At 62.6% G+C, this 20,578-nt stretch carries 19 protein-coding genes; 1 reads left to right on the top strand and 18 read right to left on the bottom strand.

Annotated features, from left to right (window positions below; genetic code table 11):
* Nucleotides 1-137 precede the first annotated feature (137 nt).
* Nucleotides 138-1,688 carry a DEAD/DEAH box helicase gene (locus tag LV82_RS05055; protein ID WP_104069617.1) on the top strand — a complete coding sequence of 517 codons (1,551 nt, stop codon included), beginning with the start codon at nucleotides 138-140 and terminating at the stop codon, nucleotides 1,686-1,688.
* A gap of 90 nt (nucleotides 1,689-1,778) precedes the next feature.
* On the opposite strand, the gene LV82_RS05060 is transcribed toward LV82_RS05055, so the two are convergent.
* The 18 genes from LV82_RS05060 to LV82_RS05145 form a co-directional block, all read right to left on the bottom strand.
* On the bottom strand, nucleotides 1,779-3,464 hold the full coding sequence (locus tag LV82_RS05060) for a ribonuclease J (protein WP_104069619.1): 1,686 nt from the start codon (nucleotides 3,462-3,464) through the stop codon (nucleotides 1,779-1,781).
* Entirely contained in the window at nucleotides 3,461-4,234 is a 774-nt protein-coding gene (locus LV82_RS05065) for a type III pantothenate kinase (RefSeq protein ID WP_104069620.1), read from the bottom strand. Before LV82_RS05065 ends, LV82_RS05060 begins: the two co-directional genes overlap by 4 nt.
* 12 nt (nucleotides 4,235-4,246) lie before the next feature.
* The gene (locus LV82_RS05070) at nucleotides 4,247-5,017 is read right to left on the bottom strand and encodes a biotin--[acetyl-CoA-carboxylase] ligase (RefSeq protein WP_104069622.1); all 771 of its coding nucleotides are present in this window, start codon (nucleotides 5,015-5,017) and stop codon (nucleotides 4,247-4,249) included.
* The gene (gene nuoN / locus LV82_RS05075) at nucleotides 5,007-6,446 is read right to left on the bottom strand and encodes an NADH-quinone oxidoreductase subunit NuoN (RefSeq protein ID WP_104069623.1); all 1,440 of its coding nucleotides are present in this window, start codon (nucleotides 6,444-6,446) and stop codon (nucleotides 5,007-5,009) included. The genes LV82_RS05070 and nuoN overlap by 11 nt, the downstream gene beginning before the upstream one ends.
* 12 nt (nucleotides 6,447-6,458) lie before the next feature.
* Entirely contained in the window at nucleotides 6,459-7,997 is a 1,539-nt protein-coding gene (locus tag LV82_RS05080; RefSeq protein ID WP_104069624.1) for an NADH-quinone oxidoreductase subunit M, read from the bottom strand.
* Nucleotides 7,997-10,102: an NADH-quinone oxidoreductase subunit L gene (gene nuoL, locus LV82_RS05085; RefSeq protein WP_104069626.1), complete on the bottom strand. Its 2,106-nt coding sequence runs from the start codon at nucleotides 10,100-10,102 to the stop codon at nucleotides 7,997-7,999. Before nuoL ends, LV82_RS05080 begins: the two co-directional genes overlap by 1 nt.
* A 6-nt stretch (nucleotides 10,103-10,108) precedes the next feature.
* Complete coding sequence (nuoK, locus tag LV82_RS05090; protein ID WP_104069627.1) at nucleotides 10,109-10,414, bottom strand: NADH-quinone oxidoreductase subunit NuoK; 306 nt, start codon at nucleotides 10,412-10,414, stop codon at nucleotides 10,109-10,111.
* Nucleotides 10,415-10,501: 87 nt separating this feature from the next.
* Complete coding sequence (locus tag LV82_RS05095) at nucleotides 10,502-11,110, bottom strand: NADH-quinone oxidoreductase subunit J (protein ID WP_104069628.1); 609 nt, start codon at nucleotides 11,108-11,110, stop codon at nucleotides 10,502-10,504.
* On the bottom strand, nucleotides 11,107-11,514 hold the full coding sequence (locus tag LV82_RS05100) for a carboxymuconolactone decarboxylase family protein (RefSeq protein ID WP_104069630.1): 408 nt from the start codon (nucleotides 11,512-11,514) through the stop codon (nucleotides 11,107-11,109). Before LV82_RS05100 ends, LV82_RS05095 begins: the two co-directional genes overlap by 4 nt.
* Nucleotides 11,511-12,005: an NADH-quinone oxidoreductase subunit NuoI gene (nuoI, locus tag LV82_RS05105; protein ID WP_104069631.1), complete on the bottom strand. Its 495-nt coding sequence runs from the start codon at nucleotides 12,003-12,005 to the stop codon at nucleotides 11,511-11,513. The genes LV82_RS05100 and nuoI overlap by 4 nt, the downstream gene beginning before the upstream one ends.
* 1 nt (nucleotide 12,006) lies before the next feature.
* The gene (gene nuoH / locus LV82_RS05110) at nucleotides 12,007-13,044 is read right to left on the bottom strand and encodes an NADH-quinone oxidoreductase subunit NuoH (RefSeq protein WP_104069633.1); all 1,038 of its coding nucleotides are present in this window, start codon (nucleotides 13,042-13,044) and stop codon (nucleotides 12,007-12,009) included.
* A gap of 149 nt (nucleotides 13,045-13,193) precedes the next feature.
* Nucleotides 13,194-15,227, bottom strand: coding sequence for an NADH-quinone oxidoreductase subunit NuoG (gene nuoG / locus LV82_RS05115; protein WP_104069634.1), 2,034 nt, complete (start codon nucleotides 15,225-15,227; stop codon nucleotides 13,194-13,196).
* A 106-nt stretch (nucleotides 15,228-15,333) separates the two neighbouring features.
* Nucleotides 15,334-16,629 (bottom strand): NADH-quinone oxidoreductase subunit NuoF, encoded by a 1,296-nt coding sequence (nuoF, locus tag LV82_RS05120; protein WP_104069636.1) that lies wholly within the window; start codon nucleotides 16,627-16,629, stop codon nucleotides 15,334-15,336.
* Nucleotides 16,629-16,871 carry a DUF5337 domain-containing protein gene (locus tag LV82_RS05125; protein ID WP_104069637.1) on the bottom strand — a complete coding sequence of 81 codons (243 nt, stop codon included), beginning with the start codon at nucleotides 16,869-16,871 and terminating at the stop codon, nucleotides 16,629-16,631. The genes nuoF and LV82_RS05125 overlap by 1 nt, the downstream gene beginning before the upstream one ends.
* Nucleotides 16,855-17,556: an endonuclease gene (locus LV82_RS05130; protein ID WP_104069639.1), complete on the bottom strand. Its 702-nt coding sequence runs from the start codon at nucleotides 17,554-17,556 to the stop codon at nucleotides 16,855-16,857. Before LV82_RS05130 ends, LV82_RS05125 begins: the two co-directional genes overlap by 17 nt.
* A gap of 36 nt (nucleotides 17,557-17,592) precedes the next feature.
* On the bottom strand, nucleotides 17,593-18,744 hold the full coding sequence (locus LV82_RS05135; protein WP_104069640.1) for an NADH-quinone oxidoreductase subunit E: 1,152 nt from the start codon (nucleotides 18,742-18,744) through the stop codon (nucleotides 17,593-17,595).
* Nucleotides 18,744-19,964, bottom strand: coding sequence for an NADH-quinone oxidoreductase subunit D (locus LV82_RS05140; protein WP_104069642.1), 1,221 nt, complete (start codon nucleotides 19,962-19,964; stop codon nucleotides 18,744-18,746). The genes LV82_RS05135 and LV82_RS05140 overlap by 1 nt, the downstream gene beginning before the upstream one ends.
* Nucleotides 19,964-20,569: an NADH-quinone oxidoreductase subunit C gene (locus LV82_RS05145; protein WP_104069643.1), complete on the bottom strand. Its 606-nt coding sequence runs from the start codon at nucleotides 20,567-20,569 to the stop codon at nucleotides 19,964-19,966. The genes LV82_RS05140 and LV82_RS05145 overlap by 1 nt, the downstream gene beginning before the upstream one ends.
* Nucleotides 20,570-20,578: the final 9 nt, after the last annotated feature.

The following is a 20,578-nucleotide window of genomic DNA, read 5'->3' on the forward strand; positions in this document are numbered from 1 at the left end:
GCCCCGAATCCGGGCAAGATTGACCTTTGTCGGGATTTGCAGTAACTGCAAGTCGTCCACATCCGGTGGACATCCGCCGGGGCGCCCGGAAACTGCGTCCCTTACCTGCGGTCTGAAACCGCGCAAACTGGACGCTCATGACAAAATTTACTGACCTGAAGCTGGACCCAGCGGTCCTGAAAGCCATCGAAGAAGCCGGCTACGAAACCCCCACGCCAATCCAGGAACAAGCCATCCCCCCCGCGCTGGAGGGTCGCGATGTGCTGGGCATCGCCCAGACGGGAACGGGCAAGACGGCAAGCTTCACGCTGCCGATGATCACGCTCTTGTCCAAGGGTCGGGCACGGGCGCGGATGCCGCGCAGCCTAGTCCTGGCACCGACGCGCGAACTGGCCGCGCAGGTGGCCGAGAACTTCGACATCTATGCAAAATACACGCGCCTGACGAAGGCACTGCTGATCGGCGGTGTCAGTTTTGGCGAACAGGAACGCCTGATCGACCGAGGCGTCGATGTCCTGATTGCCACGCCCGGGCGTCTTCTGGACCATTTCGAACGCGGCAAGCTCTTGCTGACCGGCGTTCAGATCATGGTCGTGGACGAAGCCGACCGCATGCTGGACATGGGCTTCATCCCCGATATCGAACGTATCTTCCAGCTGACCCCATTCACCCGTCAGACCCTGTTCTTCAGCGCCACGATGGCGCCTGAAATCGAACGGATCACCAACACCTTCCTGCAGGCCCCCGTCCGGGTCGAGGTTGCCCGTCAGGCGACGACTTCGGAAACGATCGAGCAGCGCCTCGTCGAACTCACCCCGACCCGAAAGGATCAGACCGCCAAGCAGAAACGAGAGCTGCTTCGCGCGCTGATCAAGGCCGAGGGTGACGCGCTGAGCAACGCAATCATCTTCTGCAACCGCAAGACCGAGGTCGATATCGTCGCCAAGTCCCTGAAGAAGCACGGCTTCAACGCAGCCCCCATTCATGGCGACCTGGACCAACGCCAGCGCATGCAGACGCTGGACGGCTTCCGCGACGGAACGCTTCAGTTCCTGGTGGCCTCTGACGTGGCCGCGCGCGGCCTTGACATCCCCGCGGTCAGCCACGTGTTCAACTTCGACGCCCCCAGCCATGCCGAGGATTACGTCCACCGCATCGGCCGGACGGGCCGTGCGGGCCGCAAGGGCGTTGCGATCACCATCGCAACGCCGGCCGACAAGAAATATGTCGATGCGATCGAAAGCCTGGTGAAATCGCCCATCCCGCGGGCACCGCTGCCCGAAGGCTTTGCCCCCTCGGCCGCATCTGAACGTGCGCCGGAGAAAGGCGAAGAAAAGCGAAAGCGCAGCCCGCGCCGCTCTGCCGAGCGGGATCGGCCGATCAAATCGCATGGGCACGAAGCGCCCACGACGCCGATCGAGCAGCCGCCGGCGGCCGTGGCCGAACGCGACAGCACACCAGGCTCCGACGCGGCAAAGCCCGCCGCCGAAAGCCCGGCTAAGCCGGCAGAGGCGGTCCAGGCGAACCGCGCGCCCGAACGCAAGTCTGATCGCGGCCGCACCCGCAAGGACAACAAGTCGTCCGACCAGCGCAATGGAAAGAACCGCGGTGACCGTACGCCCGTCGTCGGCATGGGCGACCATGTGCCCGAATTCCTGATGCGCGAGTTCAGGCCGTCCAAGTCGTAACGTCAAACCTGGCCCACGCCGGGCAGATGGATGAAAAAGGGGCGCCGGATCGGCGCCCTTTCCGTTTTTCTTTCTTGGTATGGCTGGACGTCAATCCTCCGCCGAAAGGCGGCTTGTCACCACCGTCACCTCGGGCTTCTTGCCGATTTCTTCCATCGCGGTGCGGCGAACGATCCGCTTGACGACTTCCTCGATCTTGTCGTCCTCGCGTAATGTCTTTTCATCGGCCGTATCGAAGAACCGGTTCAGGTCCGCCTCGATCTCCTCGGCCAGGAGCGCGCCTTTGCGCGTGCGTTCGGGCAGACCCATGATTTCCACCCAGACATCGCCGATCGGCTGATCGTCCTCGTCAAGGATCAGCGTCGCAAGCACATGGCCGTTCATGGCCATGCGGATTCGGTCACGCACGACGCCGTCAAACGCGCCGATCAATCCATAACCATCCAGATAGGTCCGGCCGGCTTCGACTTCGCCGGCGAATTTCGGTTCGTCGCCCGTCAGGTCCACGATCTTGCCATTCACGGCCAGGGCGGCCGGAATGCCCTTTTCCTGCGCGATGCGGCAATGTTCACGCAAATGGCGGTGTTCGCCGTGCATGGGCAGGATGATCTTCGGCTGCAAAAGGTCGTGAATGACCTCCAGATCCGGCCGGTTTGCATGGCCCGACACGTGGTAGAGGCCGTCGCGATCATCCATGACGTCCACGCCCAGTTCGGAAAATGCATTCATCACGCGAATGACTGCCCGTTCATTGCCCGGGATGGTCTTGGACGAGAACAGGAACAGGTCACCCTCGCGCATTTCGAGCCCCATGTATTTCCCACGCGACAGGGCGGCCGAGGCCGCGCGTCCCTCGCCCTGGCTGCCCGTGACGATCAACATCAGATCCTGGCGCGGCGTATCAACGGCCTCCTCGGGCGTGATCAGCTGGGGGAAATCCGTCACGATACCGGTTTCAACCGCGGCTGTCAGCATCCGCCGCATGGCGCGGCCAAGCAGGCAGACCGATCGACCTGCCGCCCGCCCCGCCTCGGCCAGGGTCTTCAGGCGCGCAACGTTCGAGGCAAAGGTCGTCGCAACCACCATTCCCTTTTGCGAGGCGATGAGCTCCTTCAGCGGCTGGGCAAGCGTGGCCTCGGACCGGCCGGGATGCAGCGAGAACACGTTGGTGGAGTCACAGGCCAGCGCCTTGACGCCCCGGGATTCTTGCCCGATCTGGCGCCACAATTCCCGGTCAAAGGGTTCGCCGACCACCGGCGTCTCGTCCAGCTTGAAGTCGCCCGTATGCACGATACGGCCGGCAGGCGTATCGATGACCAACGCCGAACTTTCGGGGATCGAATGACTGACGGGAACGAATTGCACCTTGAAAGGACCGGCATCAACCACGTCGGGGCGCGGTCCGACGACATGGATCGCATCGGTTGGCTGGCTGTAATCCTCCATCTTCATCCTGGCAATGGCCGCCGTGAACTGCCGGGCATAGACCGGCGCGCGCAGCTTGGACCACAACAGCCCGATTGCCCCCACATGGTCTTCATGCGCATGGGTGATGAAGATCGCCTCGATCCGGTCGGCATTGTCGGCCAGCCAGTCGACATCGGGCATGATCAGGTTCACGCCCGGCGTCGTGTCCATGTCCGGGAAAGTGACGCCCAGATCGACCACGATCAGTCTTTCCTTGTCGGCCGGACCATAGCCATAGACATAGGCGTTCATGCCGATTTCTCCGGCACCGCCCAGCGGTATGTAGATCAAGCGGTTCTTCGCGCTCATTTTTCTTTCCTGTTGTACGCGTGGATCAGGACCAGACCATGCATGGTCAGGTCATCCTCGACACTGTCGAATATATCCGTTCCCTGGCCGAACAGCGGCGCAAGCCCACCGGTCGCGATGACCTTCATCGGACGGCCGCGTTCCTGCCGGATCTGCCGAACGATGCCTTCGACCAGACCGACATAGCCCCAGTAGATTCCGGCCTGCATGCAGGCCACCGTGTTGGTACCGATGACGCTGTTGGGGCGCGTCACATCGACATGCGGCAGCGCAGCCGCCGCGGCGTGCAGCGCCTCTAGCGATGTATTCACACCGGGCGAAATCACGCCACCGATATAGGCGCCATCGGTATCGACGACATCGAAGGTCGTCGCGGTCCCGAAATCGACGATGATGATGTCGCCTCCGTGCCGGTCAAACCCCGCAAGCGCATTCACCAGGCGGTCGGGCCCGACGGTCGTGCCCTCGTCGACACGGGGCGCAACCGGCAAGGCACAATCGGGCTTGCCCACGACCAGCGGGCGGCAATTGAAATACCGATCGCACAGGACGCGCAGATTGAACACGACGCGCGGTACGGTCGAGGAAATCACGCAATCGGTGATGTCGACCGGCACGCCGTGATGCTGCATCAGGGTCGAAAACCAGACGAAATACTGATCCGCCGTCCGTTGGTGTTCGGTCGATGTGCGCAGGGTGCAGCGGAATTTCTCGCCGTCCCAGACCGAGAAGACGGTATTCGTATTGCCGCAATCGACGCACAACAACATGAACGGTCCCTTTCAGAAGTAGATATCGGCCGCGGGAATGTGCCGCCTGCCCTGCGCCGTGGCAAGCACCAGGGCGCCGCTATCCGAGATCGTTTCGAACGTGCCCGACACGGTCTCGTTCGGCAGGCGCGCGGTGACTGGCTGTCCCAGGCGGGCCGCGCGCGCAAGCCAGGCCGTTCGGATGGGGCCAAACCCGTATTCGCGAAGCTGCCGATCATGCCGATCAAAGCTGCGGGCCAGCGCCGCAAGGAAGGACTCTGGCGTGATGCGGATGCCCGTTTCCTTCAGGACGGAAACCGGCGCCATGGCACCGGGTTCGACCGCCTCGGGCGGCGGCGCCGCGATCAGGTTGACGCCGATCCCGATCATCAGATGACCAACCGTGCCGCCCTGCCCCGCGCTTTCCAGAAGGATGCCCGCAACCTTGCCCCCGTTCAACAATACGTCGTTGGGCCATTTGAGGCTGATGGCGGAACCTGCCTCGGTCAGCTGCTCCAGCGCGTCCGCCACCGACAGGGCGGCAACGAAACTGCGTAGCGCCGCCTCGTCGGGCCCACATTCGGGTCTCATGATCAGGGTCGCGGCGAAATTTCCTGCCGGACTGATCCAGGCACGCCCGCGTCGGCCGCGGCCGGCTGTCTGGCGACGCGCCATGATCCAGGTCGGCTGCAGCACCGAAGCCGCGCGGCGCGCGGCTTCGGCATTCGTGCTGTCGACTTCTTCCAGAACGACCCGATCCACCCCGGCGGGCCAGGCCGAACTGGCGACCGGATCACCGGACAAGGGCTTCGGCTGCGGCTGCAGCCGCCCCTTCGACGCCGAACATTCCGGCCACGCCCAGCACCATGACCGCCGCAGACGCCATCAGCAGGCCCCATTGAACCGGCGTCATGCGTGTATCCAGAGCGTCGGTTTCGGTCCCGAAATACATGTAATAGACGATCCGCAGATAGTAGTAGGCGCCGATCACCGATGCGATCACGCCGAGGACCGCAACCAGCGACAGACCCGCATCCACGGCCGCCACAAGAACACCGTACTTGGCAAAGAATCCAAGCATCGGCGGAACGCCAGCAAGACTGAACAACAAGACCAACATGGCCAGCGCCTTGCCCGGTTCCCGACGCGCATACAGGTTCAGCGCCTGAATGTCGGTCACGGGCGTTCCGTCACGCTCCATCGACAGGATGAAGGCGAATGTTCCGATATTCATGGTCACGTAGATGGCCATGTAGATCAGCATCGCCTGAACGCCCGTCTGGGTGCCCGCGGCAAGCCCGATCAGGGCAAAACCCATATGCGCGATCGAGGAATAGGCCATCAGGCGCTTGATGTTACGCTGGCCGATCGCGGCGATGGCGCCAAGAAACATCGACAGCACTGCCATAACGGCGATGACCTGGCTCCAGTCAGCGACCGCGGCGCCAAAGGCGTCATGGACGAGACGCGCGAACAGCCCCATGGCGGCAACCTTCGGCGCAGTCGCAAAGAACGCGGTCACAGGCGTGGGCGAACCTTCATAGACATCGGGCGTCCACATGTGGAACGGCACCGCCGAGACCTTGAAGGCAAGACCCGTGATCATCAGGACAAGGCCAAAAAGCAGACCCAGCGATACGTGACCATTCTGGATCGTCGCGATGATACCGTCGAACAGGGTCGTGCCGGTAAAGCCATAGGTCAGCGACGCGCCGTAAAGCAGCAGACCCGAAGACAGCGCCCCCAGCACGAAATATTTCAGCCCGGCTTCGGTCGAACGCACGTTGTCACGCCGGAAGGCGGCAACGACATAAAGCGCCAGCGACTGAAGCTCCAGCCCCATATACAGGGCCATCAGATCGCCCGCCGACAGCATCACCATCATGCCGGTCACCGCGAATGCGATGATCAGCGGATATTCGAACCGGGCAAGTCCGCGCCGTGTCATGTAGTCTTGGCTCATTGCCAGAACGGCCGCCGCCGACAACAGGACCGTGACCTTTCCGAACCGCGCAAACGCGTCGTCGCGGAACATGCCGCCAAAGGCCACGCTGTCACCGGGCTGTGACAGACCGATCCATGCTGCAAGGCCGATGAAGACGGCTGCGGTCGTCCAGGTCAACATCGAGGCCAGCTCGTCCTTGCCCGTATAGACCGCACCAAGAAGGGCGGCCATGGCATACAGGACCAGAACCACCTCGGGCAGGATTGCGGAGAAATCGGCAGAGATCATCGCGTGTCGTCCTCAGTGGCTGGCCAGCTGCACCCCGGCTTCGGCCGGAATGGCAGCGTGGTAGTTGGAGATCAGGGCCTCGACCGACGGACCGATGATGTCGGTCACCAGGCTGGGATAGATGCCAAGGATCAGGGTCATCGCGACCAGTGGCGCAAATGTCGCCTTTTCCCGCGCGGTCATGTCGGTAATGGCCTTCAGGCTTTCCTTGATCAGGTCACCAAAGACCACCCGGCGATACAGCCACAGCGCATAGGCGGCCGACAGGATAACGCCCGTGGCGGATACGAAGGCCACCCAGGTGTTGACCTGAAAGATGCCCATCAGCGTCAGGAACTCGCCCACGAAACCGCTGGTCCCCGGCAGGCCGACATTGGCCATCGTGAAGAACATGAAGACCAGGGCATAGCGCGGCATCCGGTTCACAAGCCCACCATAGGCATCGATGTCACGGGTATGCATGCGGTCATAGATGACGCCGACACACAGGAACAACGCGCCCGAGATGAAGCCGTGCGACAGCATCTGGAAGATCGCGCCATCGACACCCTGCTGGTTCGCGGCGAAGATCCCCATCGTCACGTACCCCATATGGGCCACGGACGAATAGGCAATCAGCTTCTTCATGTCCTCCTGCGCCAGTGCGACCAGCGATGTATAGACGATCGCGATCGCCGACAGCCAGAACACGACACCGGACATCAGATCCGAGGCCACCGGGAACATCGGAAGGCTGAAGCGCAGGAAGCCATAGCCCCCCATCTTCAGAAGGATCGCGGCCAGGACGACCGAACCGGCCGTCGGAGCCTGAACGTGCGCATCCGGCAACCAGGTATGGACCGGCCACATCGGCATCTTGACCGCGAAGCTGGCAAAGAAGGCCAGCCACAACAGCAGCTGCACGCCGCCAACGACCCGCAGGCCAAGCACCTCGATCGTCTCGGACGAAAACTGATGCGTCAGCAGTGTCGGGATGTCGGTCGTGCCGGCATCGACATACATGGCGATCATCGCCACCAGCATCAGAACCGAACCAAGGAAGGTGTACAGGAAGAACTTGAAGGCCGCGTAGATGCGGTCCTTGCCGCCCCAGATCCCGATGATCAGGAACATCGGGATCAGCCCCGCCTCGAAGAACAGGTAGAACAGCACCAGGTCCAGGGCGACGAAGACGCCGATCATCAGCCCTTCCAGCACAAGGAAGGCGATCATGTACTCCTTGACCCGAACCGTGACGTTCCATGCCGACAGGATCGTGATCGGCATCAGGAAGGTCGTCAGCAGCACGAACAGCACCGAAATGCCATCGACGCCGACCTTGTATTTCAGGCCCATGATCCAGTCGTGCTCCTCGACGAACTGGAATCCGGTATCTGCGGGATCAAAGCCCGCCAGGACGAACAACGAGATCAGGAATGTCGCTGTCGTCGCGATCAGGGCCAGCCACTTGGCATTCGCCTGTGCCGCGGCATCGTCGCCCCGCAGGAACAGCGCCAGGATCGCCGCTGCCACGATGGGCAGGAAGGTGATGATGGAAAGCAGGTTTTCCATTAGTGAGCGCCCCCCGAGAGCGTCATCCAGGTCAGAAGGATCGCGATGCCGATGACCATCGCGAAGGCGTAGGTGAAGATGTAGCCCGACTGGGCCCGGCTGGCCCAACGCGTCAGCGTCGGCACAAGACCCATCGCCACACCGTTGATCGTGCCGTCGATGACCGCACCGTCGCCCTTCTTCCACAACAGGCGGCCAAGCGCCAGCGCCGGGCGAACGAAGATCGCGTCATAGATCTCGTCGAAATACCACTTGTTCAGCAGGAAGCGGTACAGGATCGGCTGCTGAGCAGCCAGACGACCCGGAATGGACGGATCCTTGATGTAGAAGGTCCAGGCAAGCCCAAGGCCGATCAGCATGGCGATGAAGGGCGACAGCTTGACCCAGACCGGCGAATGGTGCGCACGATCCAAAACTTCGTTCGAAGCCTCGGACATGTAGATCGCCCCAATCGCGGGATGCGCGGCACCGGCCATATGCGCCGTGGTTTCTTCGCCTTGGACCGCTTCACTACCGTGGCCCGCCTCGGCCATCGCTGCGGGCTCCCCTGGGGCGACCTCGGCCTCAGCGGCAGCGTGGTGCGGCATGGCAAAGAACTCGGTCATCCGTTCGTGGTCGCCAAAGAACGGCTTGTACCACAGCATCCCGGCAAAGATCGCGCCAAGTGCCAGAACGCCGAGCGGAACGGTCATGACGGGCGGGCTCTCATGCGCATGGTCATGCGCGTGATGGTCGCCACGCGGGCTGCCATAGAAGGTCATGAACATCAGCCGCCACGAATAGAAGCTGGTGAACAACGCCGCGATGACAAGCGCCCAGAAGGCAAAGCCGTTGCCCGACGCAAAGGCGCTTTCGATGATCGCATCCTTCGACAGGAAGCCGGCAAAGCCGAAATGGGTCAGCGGGATACCCACGCCGGTGATGGCCAGCGTCCCGATCATCATGGCCCAGAAGGTAATCGGCAGCTTTGCGCGCAGGCCGCCGTAATTCCGCATGTCCTGTTCGTGATGCATGGCATGGATCACCGAGCCGGCACCAAGGAACAGCATCGCCTTGAAGAAGGCATGCGTGAAAAGGCGGAACATCGCGGCGCCATAGACACCCGCGCCGGCGGCAACGAACATGTAACCAAGCTGCGAGCAGGTCGAATAGGCAATCACCCGCTTGATGTCGTTCTGCACCAGACCCACGGTCGCGGCAAAGAAGGCAGTGGCCGCGCCAATATACATCACGAAGCTCTTGGCCTCGGGCGCGTATTCGAAGAGCGGCGACATCCGACAGACGAGGAAGACGCCCGCGGTGACCATCGTCGCGGCGTGGATGAGCGCCGAAACGGGTGTGGGGCCCTCCATGGCGTCCGGCAACCACGTGTGCAGGAACAGCTGGGCCGACTTGCCCATCGCGCCGATGAACAGAAGGAAGGCCAGCAGGTTCGCCGCGTTCCAGTCGGTCCACAGGAAGCGCATCTGAGTTTCGGCCAGGGCGGGAGCCGCAGCGAAGATATCGTCCATCTTGATGCTGTCGACTAGGTAAAACAGGCCGAAGATCCCAAGGGCAAAGCCAAAGTCGCCAACCCGGTTGACGATGAATGCCTTCATCGCGGCCGCATTCGCGCTGGACTTGCGCCAGTAGAACCCGATCAGAAGGTACGAGGCAACGCCGACGCCTTCCCAGCCAAAGAACATCTGCACCAGGTTGTCCGACGTCACCAGCATCAGCATCGCGAAGGTGAAGAAGGACAGATAGGCAAAGAAACGCGGCCGATAGACTTCGCCTTCGCGCCAGTTCTCGTCATGGGCCATGTAGCCCCAGGAATACAGGTGAACCAGCGCCGAAACCGTGGTGACGACGATCAGCATGATCGCCGTCAGCCGGTCCAGCCGGATCGCCCAGGCCGTGTCCAGCGTGCCCGAGCGGATGAAATCCAGGATGTGGACCTGCTGGGTCGTGCCATCGAAGCCAAGGAACACGATCCAGGAAAGCAGGCAGGACAGGAACAGAAGACCGGTCGTTACGACCTGGGCGCCCGTCTCGCCGATCACGCGCCAGCCAAAGCCTGCGATGATCGCCCCGACCAGCGGCGCAAAGAGGATGATCGTTTCCATGGCGCCTTACCCCTTCATCACGTTGACGTCTTCGACGTCGATGGTGCCGCGGTTGCGGAAGAAACACACCAGGATGGCCAGACCGATCGCGGCCTCGGCCGCCGCGACCGTCAGCACGAACATGGTGAAGACCTGCCCCACCAGATCTCCCAGATGGGCCGAGAACGCGACCAGGTTGATATTCACCGACAGAAGAAGAAGCTCGATCGACATCAGGATCACGATGACATTCTTCCGGTTAAGGAAAATGCCGAAGATGCCGATCACGAACAAAGCGGCGGCGACGCCCAGATAATGTGTCAGTCCGATCATTCCCGTCCCTCCGAGGCGGTTTGTTTGCCCCGCAACGTCATTCTCATCTGGCCCGCGAATGCATCCCGCAGGCCGCCCGTGGCAGGTTTACAGCCCCTGCCCCGGCTTCACGTCCTTGAGCTCCAGCGTCTTGGCCGGATCGCGCCACATCTGCGCCAGCACGTTCTGGCGCTTCACGTCCTTGCGGTGGCGCAGCGTCAGGACGATCGCGCCGATCATCGCAACCAGCAGAACCAGACCGGCCAGCTGGAACAGCAGGATATAACGGTCATAAATCAGCAGCCCCAGCGCAGCGGTGTTCTGCACGCCCTCCGGCACGGGTGCCGCGCGCATGTCCATCGCGGTTTCGGCCGATTGCCACGCGCCAAAGGCAATGCCCAGCTGCATCAGGATCACGACACCGATCAGAAGTCCCAAAGGCATGTAGCGCGCCATTTCACCCTTCAGCTCGGCAAAGTCGATGTCCAGCATCATCACCACGAACAGGAACAGCACCGCGACAGCCCCGACATAGACGATGACCAGCAGCATCGCGACGAACTCGGCCCCGAGCAGGACAAACAGTCCCGCGGCCGACAGGAACGCCAGGATCAGCCAAAGCACCGAATGAACCGGGTTGCGGCTGAGAACCACCATCAGACCCGCCGCCACCGCCGAAATGGCGAAGAGGTAGAAGGCGAAGACCGTCACGCTCATGCGTCATCTCCCATCTCGTCAAAGACCTTCTGCGCAATTTCCAGCGCGCGGGTCATGGCGGGTATCCCGCCGAACATGCTCATCTGCAGGATCACCTCGGCGATCTCGCGCCGGGTGGCCCCGGCTTCGATCGCGTGGCGCACCGCCAGCCGCAACTGGGGTTCCGCCTGGGCCCCCAGCACCGTCAGAGCCGCGATCGTCACCAGAAACCGCGTGCGCGCATCCAGACCTTCGCGGTTCAACGTCTTGCCAAACCAGATCTCCAGCATCTCGGCCGGGATCGTGGGCACGAGCTTGTCGATCTCGACGCCCTGGAAGTGCTCAAGCGCCGGATTGAACGCACGCGCCATTTCCTGCCCCTGCTCGAGCATCTGCGCAAACAGTTTCTGGAAGGCGTCTGTCATCTGTAGGGCGCGTCCAGTTCGATGTTGCGGGCGATCTCGGCTTCCCAGCGCTCGCCGTTCTCCAGCAGCTTCTGCTTGTCGTAGAACAGCTCTTCGCGCGTTTCGGTGGCGAATTCGAAGTTCGGCCCCTCGACGATGGCGTCCACCGGGCAGGCTTCCTGGCAGAATCCGCAATAGATGCACTTCGTCATGTCGATGTCATAGCGCGTGGTGCGGCGGCTGCCGTCCTCGCGCGGCTCGGCGTCGATGGTGATCGCCTGCGCGGGGCAGATTGCCTCGCACAGCTTGCAGGCGATGCAGCGTTCTTCGCCGCTGGGGTACCTGCGCAGCGCATGTTCGCCCCGAAAACGTGGCGAAAGCGGCCCCTTTTCATGCGGATAGTTGATCGTTGCCTTCGGCGCAAAGAAGTATTTCAGGCCCAGCCGGAACCCCTTGATGAAGTCCCACAGCAGGAAATACTTGATCGCGCGGCCATAATCGATGTTCGCCATCTCAGCCCCCAATCGCCCAGCGGGCCCAGAATCCGCCAAGCACCTCGAATTTCGCCAGGAACGACACGATGACCACCCAGCCGATCGACAGCGGCAGGAACACTTTCCAGCCGATGCGCATCAGCTGGTCATAGCGGTAGCGCGGCACGATCGCCTTGACCATGGCGAACATGAAGAAGAACACCCACATCTTGGCGACCATCCACCACCAGCCATCCGGCAGGAACGGAATGGGCGACAGCCACCCGCCGAAGAACAGGATGCTCATCAGCGCGCACATCAGGAAGATCGCGATATATTCGCCGGCCATGAACAGCAGGAATGGCGTCGATGAATATTCGACCTGATAGCCCGCCACGAGTTCCGATTCCGCCTCGGGCAGGTCAAAGGGCGGGCGGTTCGTCTCGGCCAGGGCCGAGATGAAGAACAGTGCCACCATCGGCAGATGCGGCAGCCAGTACCAGTTGAACAGGCCCAGCGATCCCTCTTGTGCGTGCACGATATCCGTCAGGTTCATCGAACCGGTCGAAATGATCACCCCGATGATGATCAGGCCCAGAGAGACTTCGTAGGACACCATCTGCGCCGCCGAGCGCAGCGAGCCAAGGAACGGATATTTCGAATTCGATGCCCATCCACCCATGATGACGCCGTAGACTTCCAGCGACGACACCGCAAAGACGAACAGGATCGCGACGTTGATGTCGGACAGGACCCAGCCTTCATCGAACGGGATCACGGCCCAGGCCAGCATGGCCAGGACGAAGGACATCAGTGGCGCCAGGAAGAAGACGAACTTGTCCGCCCCCGCGGGTACCACGATTTCCTTGACGACATATTTCAATGCGTCGGCCACCGATTGCAGCAGGCCAAAGGGGCCAACCACGTTCGGACCCTTGCGCATCTGGACAGCGGCCCAGATCTTACGGTCGCCATAGACCAGGAACAGCAGCGACAGCATCACAAAGGCGATGATGCCCAGGCCCTGCACCACGATCAGCAGGAAGGTTCCCAAAGGTGTTGCCAGAAAGTCTGCCATGTCTGTCCCCGTTTACGTCCGTAGCCGGACGATCGTGATTTGACCCGCCAATTTCCGTCTGACCGTTCGCGCGCTGTAAAGCGCATCGCGCGTCCGAATGCCAGACCCAAGTGCCCACTTGTGCCGGGCCATTGTCATTGCACCCGCCATCATTCCGCCGCCATCGGCCGCGCCGCCCGAGACCGTGCCAGAGCAGACAGTTCGGCCATCAGCTGAGAGGCGCGCGCGACCGGATTGGTCAGATAGAAGTCCTTGATCGAATTGACGAAATCGGCACTTGCGGGCGCCGCCAAGGGCAGCGGCTGCCAGTCGTTTTCCGGCACCTCGTCGATATTGGCCAAATGCGGATGAGCGGCAAACAGCGCACGGCGCAGCTCGATCAGCGAATCCCACGGTTGTGTCGCATCCATCTGGCCCGAAAGCGCACGCAGGATCGCCCAGTTCTCCTTGGCCTCGCCGGGCGGGAAGCCGGCGCGGAACGCAAGTTGGGGCCGCCCTTCGGTATTCACGAACAGGCCGTTCTCTTCGGTCCAGGCGGCCGCCGGCAGGATGATGTCTGCCCGATGCGCACCGCGATCGCCATGGCTGCCCTGATAGATCACGAACGGACCGCCATCCTCGTTGCGCGCGATGTCGATCTCGTCCGCGCCAAGGTTGTAGATGACATCCGCATCCTCGGTCGCCGCAGCCATGCCGCCCTCGGTCACGGCGCCGACATCCATCGCGCCGACACGACCGGCCGCGGTATGGAGAACCAGAAGCTTGGCGCCCATCGCCTCGGCGGCTTTCATGGCCTGGGACAGGACGGCCTCGCCATCGGCTTCGCGCAGCGCCCCCTGCCCCACGATGACGATCGCCGGGACATCGCGCTTGTCGGAATGGTCCGCACGCGCGAACTGAACCAGCGCGTCGCGACCGGTTCCAAGATGGGTATAGTCATATGTCAGGTCCGCCGGCTGGCCGATCAGCGCAACCGAGCCGCCGGCCGCCCAGGCCTTGCGGATCCGCGCGTTCAGGACCGGCGCCTCGTCACGCGGATTCGTGCCGACCAGCAGGATCATGCGCGCCGTGTCGATATCCTCGATCCGGGCCGTTCCGACATAGGCCGAGCGGTTGCCCGCGGGAAGTTTCGCGCCGTCGGTGCGGCATTCAACCTGGCCGCCCTGACGTTCGACCAGTTCCTTCAGGGCAAAGGCCGCCTCGACCGGAGCCAGATCGCCGACCAGGCCGGCAAGCTTCTTCGCGCCCTTGATCGCGCGGGCGGCGGCGGTCAGGGCCTCGTCCCAGCTGGCCGGCCGCAGCTTGCCGTTCTCGCGGATATAGGGGCGGTCGAGGCGCTGCCGACGCAGGCCGTCCCAGACAAAGCGCGTCTTGTCCGAGATCCATTCTTCGTTCACGCCGTCATGGTTGCGCGGCAGGATGCGCATGACCGTGCGGCCCTTGGTATCGACGCGGATATTGCTGCACAGCGCATCCATCACGTCGATCGTCTCGGTCTTGGTCAGCTCCCACGGGCGCGCGGTGAAGGCATAGGGTTTCGATGTCAGCGCCCCGACCGGGCACAGATCGATGATGTTGCCCTGCAGGTTGGAATCGATCAGCTTGCCCAGATAGGTCGTGATCTCGGCATCCTCGCCGCGGCCGGTCTGGCCCATGTCGAAGACGCCCGCGACCTCGGTGGTGAAGCGAACGCAACGCGTGCAACTGATGCAGCGCGTCATCGCCGTCTTGACCAGCGGACCCAGATCCAGATCCTCCGAAGCGCGCTTCGGCTCGCGATAACGCGAGAAGTCCACGCCATAGGCCATGGCCTGGTCCTGCAGGTCACATTCGCCCCCCTGGTCGCAGATCGGGCAATCCAGAGGGTGGTTGATCAGCAGGAACTCCATCACCCCTTCGCGTGCCTTCTTCACCATGGGTGAATTCGTGCGCACGACGGGCGGTTCGCCGTTCGGGCCGGGCCGCAGGTCACGAACCTGCATGGCGCAGCTTGCCGCGGGCTTGGGCGGACCGCCGACGATCTCGACAAGGCACATGCGGCAGTTGCCCGCAATCGACAGCCGTTCGTGATAGCAGAAACGCGGGATCTCGATCCCGGCCTGCTCGCACGCCTGGATCAGGGTCATCGAGGGATCGACCTCGAGTTCGATGCCGTCGATGATGATCTTGCGCAGGTTCGACATCAGACACTCTCCGTGGAAATTCGGGACGACGGCATCGACGTCGCTGGCCGGTCGGAACCAGGGCCGGCGATCGGTGCCGCGCGATATGTCGGGCTACCCGTCATCGTCACTCTGCCGCCACAGCCGAGATGCGGCCCGTCTTGCGCGCCTTGATGCGGTCTTCGATCTCGTCGCGGAACTGGCGGATCAGCCCCTGGATGGGCCATGCCGCGGCATCACCCAGCGCGCAGATCGTGTGGCCCTCGACCTGCTTGGTGACGTCCAGAAGCATGTCGATCTCTTCGATCTCGGCTTCGCCGCGTACCAGACGGTCCATCACCCGCATCATCCAGCCCGTACCCTCTCGGCAGGGCGTGCACTGGCCGCAGCTTTCATGCTTGTAGAATTTCGACAGACGCCAGATCGCCTTGATGATGTCGGTGGACTGGTCCATCACGATGACCGCCGCCGTGCCAAGGCCCGAACGCTGCTCGCGCAGCCAGTCGAAATCCATGATCGCGTCATCGCATTGCTCGGCACGCAACAGCGGCACCGAGGAACCGCCCGGGATCACGGCCTTGAGGTTCTTCCACCCCCCGCGCACACCGCCGCAATGCCGCTCCAGCAGCTCCTTGAGCGGGATCGACATGGCTTCTTCGACGACGCAGGGATTGTTCACATGCCCCGAGATCGCGAACAGCTTGGTGCCCGAGTTGTTCGGACGGCCGAAGCTGGCGAACCAGTCGGGACCGCGCCGCAGGATCGTCGGAACGACGGCGATCGACTCGACGTTGTTGACCGTCGTCGGGCAGCCATAGAGGCCCGCACCCGCCGGGAACGGCGGCTTCATGCGCGGCATGCCCTTCTTGCCCTCGAGGCTTTCAAGAAGCGCGGTTTCTTCGCCGCAGATATAGGCGCCCGCCCCGTGGTGCAGGAAAAGGTCGAAATCCCAGCCCGAGCCACAGGCATTCTTGCCGATCAGACCGGCCTCATAGGCCTCGTCGATCGCGGCCTGCAGCGCCTCGCGCTCGCGGATATATTCGCCGCGGATATAGATATAGCAGGTATGCGCCCCCATCGCGAAGGACGCGATCAGCGCGCCTTCGATCAGCGTGTGCGGATCGTGGCGCATGATTTCGCGGTCCTTGCAGGTCCCGGGTTCGGATTCATCGGCATTGATGACCAGATAGGCCGGACGACCATCCGATTCCTTGGGCATGAAGGACCACTTCAATCCCGTGGGGAAACCCGCCCCGCCACGCCCGCGCAGACCCGAATCCTTGATCTGCTGGATGATGGTGTCGCGGCCGCGCGCCAGGATCTCCTTGGTGCCGTTCCAATGCCCGCGCTTGCGCGCGCCGGCAAGCGAACGGTCATGCATCCCATAGAGGTTGGTAAAGATCCTGTCCTGATCTTTCAGCATCACTTGTCCTCATTCCCCAGGGGCCGCCTTTGCCGCCGCCAGATTCGCCATGTCACCGCCAGCGCCCAGATGAACGCCGCAATTGCCGCCATGTCGAACAGGAAGGCATAGCGCGGCTGCCAGCCGGCCTGCCCACCTATCCATTGCGCCGCAAGCCAGATCACCATGGTCGCGGCGATCACCACCGCAACCAGCCTGCCCTGACACGCCAGCGCCTTGTTCTGCTCAGACGGCGTCGTCATCGTCACCTCGATAGAGCTCGCCCCGATCCACACGTTCCGAGAACGCGGTCTCTTCGCCGCGCGCCAGAAGACGCGCCTGACGTACCCATTCATCCCGCGTGATGCGCCCACGGAAAGCGCCCAGCTTTTCATCCACCTCGGCGATATCGCGTGCGGTCCATGCAGCGATCTGGTCGAAGTGCCACACGCCCAGCTCGTTCAGCAGGGTTTCAAGCTTGGGCCCGATGCCCTTGATCTTCTTCAGGTCATCGGCGTTCCCATCCCTTGGCGCAGGCAGGAATTCGGCCGATCCGACCGGCTCCTCGCTGCCTCGTGCCATTGCCCCTTCAAGGGTCGAGGAGGCGAAAAGCGGGTCCTGCGCCTCAGCCTGCGCCACGCCTTCAGAGGTCGCCGCAGCACCCGATGTCCCCTGCGGGTTTTCGGGTTCTTCCGAGGATGCACTGCCTGCTGCATCCTGCGCCACGGACGATGCGGAGTATGTCACCGCATCATTCTCGTCCACCGGGTTGCAAAATGCCCAGACAAGGAACAATCCCAATACGATTGCCAGAATGGCACCCAGCAGGACCGAAAGCAGGAAGCCCATCTTTGGAACCAGCAACAGCATCAATGCCAGCAGCAGGCCCGCGGCGATCGCCACGGCCCAGGCATTCCTGCGGCAATTCGTGCTGTGATGGTCAGGCATTCCCCATTTCCCCGATCTCGTCGATGAGTCTTACATTCAGTAAACGTCGCCCTCTTCCACGCGCTTCGAAAACTCGGTTTCGCCGCCTTCGGCCAGAATGCGCGCCTGTTCGATCCACCGGTCGCGCGTTGCCCGGCCGCGGAAGCCATCCAGATGATCATCCACCCAGGCGAGTTCGGCCTCGCTCCAGCTTGCGATCTGGTCGAAATGCCAGATCCCCAGGCTGTGCAGCAATTCCTCGAGCTTCGGCCCCACGCCCTTGATCTGTTTCAGATCATCCGGCCTGCCGTCGCGGGGACCTTCCAGCGCCGGAGGCCGGGTGCCCACGACGCCGTCGGACAGTTCCGGCTTTGCAACCGACTCGGCCCGTGCCTGCTGTACGGTCACACCGGTTTCGTCGACGGGCTTGCCCTTTGCGGGCTTGGGTTCGTTCTTCTGCGCGCCAGGCTCGGGCCGTTCAGGGCGCGACGCCGTGCCGCCCTTGCCCAGCCACGGCGTGAGGATCGGAACCTCGGTTCCGTCAATGCGCTTTACCGTGTCTCCCAGATCCACGGCGCGTTGCACCGAGGCATTGTAAGGCGCGCGGCCTTCGGCATGGTCCTTGAGCGTGGTCAGCCCCGATTTGGGCTCGGACGCATAGCGACCGTTTTGCGGCCCCGGAACGGGGACCTTGCCCGCCGCCAGTTCATCGATGATCTCGGCCAGACGATCGGCCGTCAGATCCTCGTAATAGTCCTTGCCAATCTGGGCCATCGGCGCATTGGCGCAGGCCCCGAGGCATTCGACCTCTTCCCAGCTGAACTTGCCGTCGGCAGACAATGTATGAGGCGTGGGCGCGATCTTTTCCTTGCAGACCCGGATCAGGTCCTCGGCCCCGCAGATCATGCAGGACGTGGTGCCGCAGATCTGGATATGTGCAACACTGCCAACGGGCTGCAGCTGGAACATGAAGTAGAAGGTCGCAACCTCCAGCGCCCGGATATAGGGCATGCCCAGCATGTCGGCGACATATTCGATCGCCGGACGGGTCAGCCAGCCCTCCTGCTCTTGCGCGCGCCACAGAAGCGGAATGATCGCGCTGGCCTGGCGGCCTTCGGGATATTTCGAGATCTGCGCGCGGGCCCATTCCAGGTTCGCGGGTGTGAATTCAAAGCTTTCCGGCTGAACCGGATGAAGACGGCGAAGCATCAGCGATCGATCTCCCCGAAAACGACGTCCATCGTGCCGATGATCGCGGCCACGTCGGCCAGCATGTGGCCCTTGGCCATCCAGTCGATGGATTGCAGGTGAAGGAAGCCCGGCGCGCGCAACTTTGCGCGGTAGGGCTTGTTGGTGCCGTCGGCGACAAGGTAGACGCCGAACTCTCCCTTCGGCGCCTCGACGGCGGCATAGACCTCGCCAGCGGGCACGTGGAAGCCCTCGGTGTAAAGCTTGAAGTGATGGATCAGCGCCTCCATCGAGGTCTTCATGTCGCGCCGGCGCGGCGGAGCGATCTTGCCCCGGGCCAGCACGTCGCCCTGTCCGTCGGGTGCACGAAGTTTTTCGATCGCCTGAAGGATGATCCTGGTCGACTCGCGCATCTCGGCCATGCGGACAAGGTAGCGGTCATAGCAGTCGCCGTTCTTGCCGACGGGGATCTTGAAGTCGAATTCGTTGTAGCACTCATAGGGCTGGGCGCGACGAAGATCCCACGCCATGCCCGATCCACGCACCATCACGCCAGAATAGCCCCAGCGCAGCGCGTCTTCCGGCGTCACGACACCGATATCGACGTTACGCTGTTTGAAGATGCGGTTCTCGGTCAGCAATCCCTCGAGGTCGTCAAGCACTTTGGGGAAGGCGTGCGCCCATTCCTCGATATCGTCGATCAGATCCGGCGGAAGGTCCTGATGCACGCCGCCGGGCCGGAAATAGGCCGCATGCAGGCGCGCACCACAGGCGCGCTCATAGAAGACCATCAGCTTCTCGCGCTCCTCGAAGCCCCAGAGCGGCGGGGTCAGGGCGCCGACGTCCATGGCCTGCGTGGTCACGTTCAGCAGGTGGTTCAGGATCCGCCCGATTTCCGAATACAGCACCCGTATCAGCTGGGCGCGACGCGGCACCTCGACCTTGCACAGCTTTTCGATCGCCAGACACCAGGCATGTTCCTGGTTCATCGGCGCGACATAATCCAGCCGGTCGAAATAGGGCAGATTCTGCAGATAGGTGCGGCTTTCCATCAGCTTTTCGGTGCCACGGTGCAGAAGCCCGATATGGGGGTCGCACCGCTCGACAACCTCGCCGTCCAGCTCCAGCACAAGGCGCAGAACGCCGTGCGCCGCCGGATGCTGGGGCCCGAAGTTGATGTTGAAATTGCGGATGCGCTGTTCACCGGTCAGCGCGTCCTCGAAACCCTTGGAGCCGTCCATCATTTCGCCCCCTGTTTTTCGTCGCCGGGCAGGATGTATTGCGCGCCCTCCCAGGGCGACATGAAGTCGAATTGCCGGTATTCCTGGGTCAGCTTCACGGGCTCGTAGACCACGCGCTTGAGCGCCTCGTCATAGCGCACCTCGGTATAACCGGTGGTCGGGAAATCCTTGCGCAGGGGAAAGCCGCGAAAGCCGTAATCGGTCAGGATCCGGCGCAGGTCGGGATGGTCCGAGAAGATGATCCCGAACATGTCGAATACCTCGCGCTCGAACCAGTTGGCCGAGGGATGAACCGACGTGATCGAGGGCACCATCTCGTCCTCGCGCACATGCAGCCGCACGCGGATTCGCGCGTTCTGCTGCATCGACAGGAAATGGTACACGACATCGAAGCGCTGGACCCGCTCGGGATAGTCCACGGCCGTGATGTCCACCAGCGTCGTGAAACGGCACGTCGCATCGTTGCGAAGAAACTCGACGAAATCGACGATCCGCGAGGTCGCGACCGTCACGGTCAGCTCATCATGAGCGATCCGCGTCTCGATCACGTCATCGGGGCGTTTCAGCTCCAGATGCGCGGCCAGTTCCTGAAGGTCTTGCGCCATGTCCCGGTC

It is taken from the genome of Albidovulum inexpectatum, assembly GCF_002927635.1.
GTDB classification, from domain to species: Bacteria; Pseudomonadota; Alphaproteobacteria; order Rhodobacterales; family Rhodobacteraceae; genus Albidovulum; species Albidovulum inexpectatum.

Coding starts and splice junctions, on each gene's coding strand:
- LV82_RS05100 (WP_104069630.1), bottom strand. CDS start 11,514: ATGACAGACGCCTTCCAGAAACTGTTTGCGCAGATGCTCGAGCAGGGG.
- LV82_RS05080 (WP_104069624.1), bottom strand. CDS start 7,997: ATGGAAAACCTGCTTTCCATCATCACCTTCCTGCCCATCGTGGCAGCG.
- nuoI (WP_104069631.1), bottom strand. CDS start 12,005: ATGGCGAACATCGATTATGGCCGCGCGATCAAGTATTTCCTGCTGTGG.
- nuoF (WP_104069636.1), bottom strand. CDS start 16,629: ATGCTGAAAGATCAGGACAGGATCTTTACCAACCTCTATGGGATGCAT.
- nuoG (WP_104069634.1), bottom strand. CDS start 15,227: ATGTCGAACCTGCGCAAGATCATCATCGACGGCATCGAACTCGAGGTC.
- LV82_RS05060 (WP_104069619.1), bottom strand. CDS start 3,464: ATGAGCGCGAAGAACCGCTTGATCTACATACCGCTGGGCGGTGCCGGA.
- LV82_RS05055 (WP_104069617.1), top strand. CDS start 138: ATGACAAAATTTACTGACCTGAAGCTGGACCCAGCGGTCCTGAAAGCC.
- nuoL (WP_104069626.1), bottom strand. CDS start 10,102: ATGGAAACGATCATCCTCTTTGCGCCGCTGGTCGGGGCGATCATCGCA.
- LV82_RS05095 (WP_104069628.1), bottom strand. CDS start 11,110: ATGAGCGTGACGGTCTTCGCCTTCTACCTCTTCGCCATTTCGGCGGTG.
- nuoK (WP_104069627.1), bottom strand. CDS start 10,414: ATGATCGGACTGACACATTATCTGGGCGTCGCCGCCGCTTTGTTCGTG.
- LV82_RS05145 (WP_104069643.1), bottom strand. CDS start 20,569: ATGGCGCAAGACCTTCAGGAACTGGCCGCGCATCTGGAGCTGAAACGC.
- LV82_RS05130 (WP_104069639.1), bottom strand. CDS start 17,556: ATGCCTGACCATCACAGCACGAATTGCCGCAGGAATGCCTGGGCCGTG.
- nuoH (WP_104069633.1), bottom strand. CDS start 13,044: ATGGCAGACTTTCTGGCAACACCTTTGGGAACCTTCCTGCTGATCGTG.
- LV82_RS05125 (WP_104069637.1), bottom strand. CDS start 16,871: ATGACGACGCCGTCTGAGCAGAACAAGGCGCTGGCGTGTCAGGGCAGG.
- LV82_RS05140 (WP_104069642.1), bottom strand. CDS start 19,964: ATGGACGGCTCCAAGGGTTTCGAGGACGCGCTGACCGGTGAACAGCGC.
- LV82_RS05135 (WP_104069640.1), bottom strand. CDS start 18,744: ATGCTTCGCCGTCTTCATCCGGTTCAGCCGGAAAGCTTTGAATTCACA.
- nuoN (WP_104069623.1), bottom strand. CDS start 6,446: ATGATCTCTGCCGATTTCTCCGCAATCCTGCCCGAGGTGGTTCTGGTC.
- LV82_RS05065 (WP_104069620.1), bottom strand. CDS start 4,234: ATGTTGTTGTGCGTCGATTGCGGCAATACGAATACCGTCTTCTCGGTC.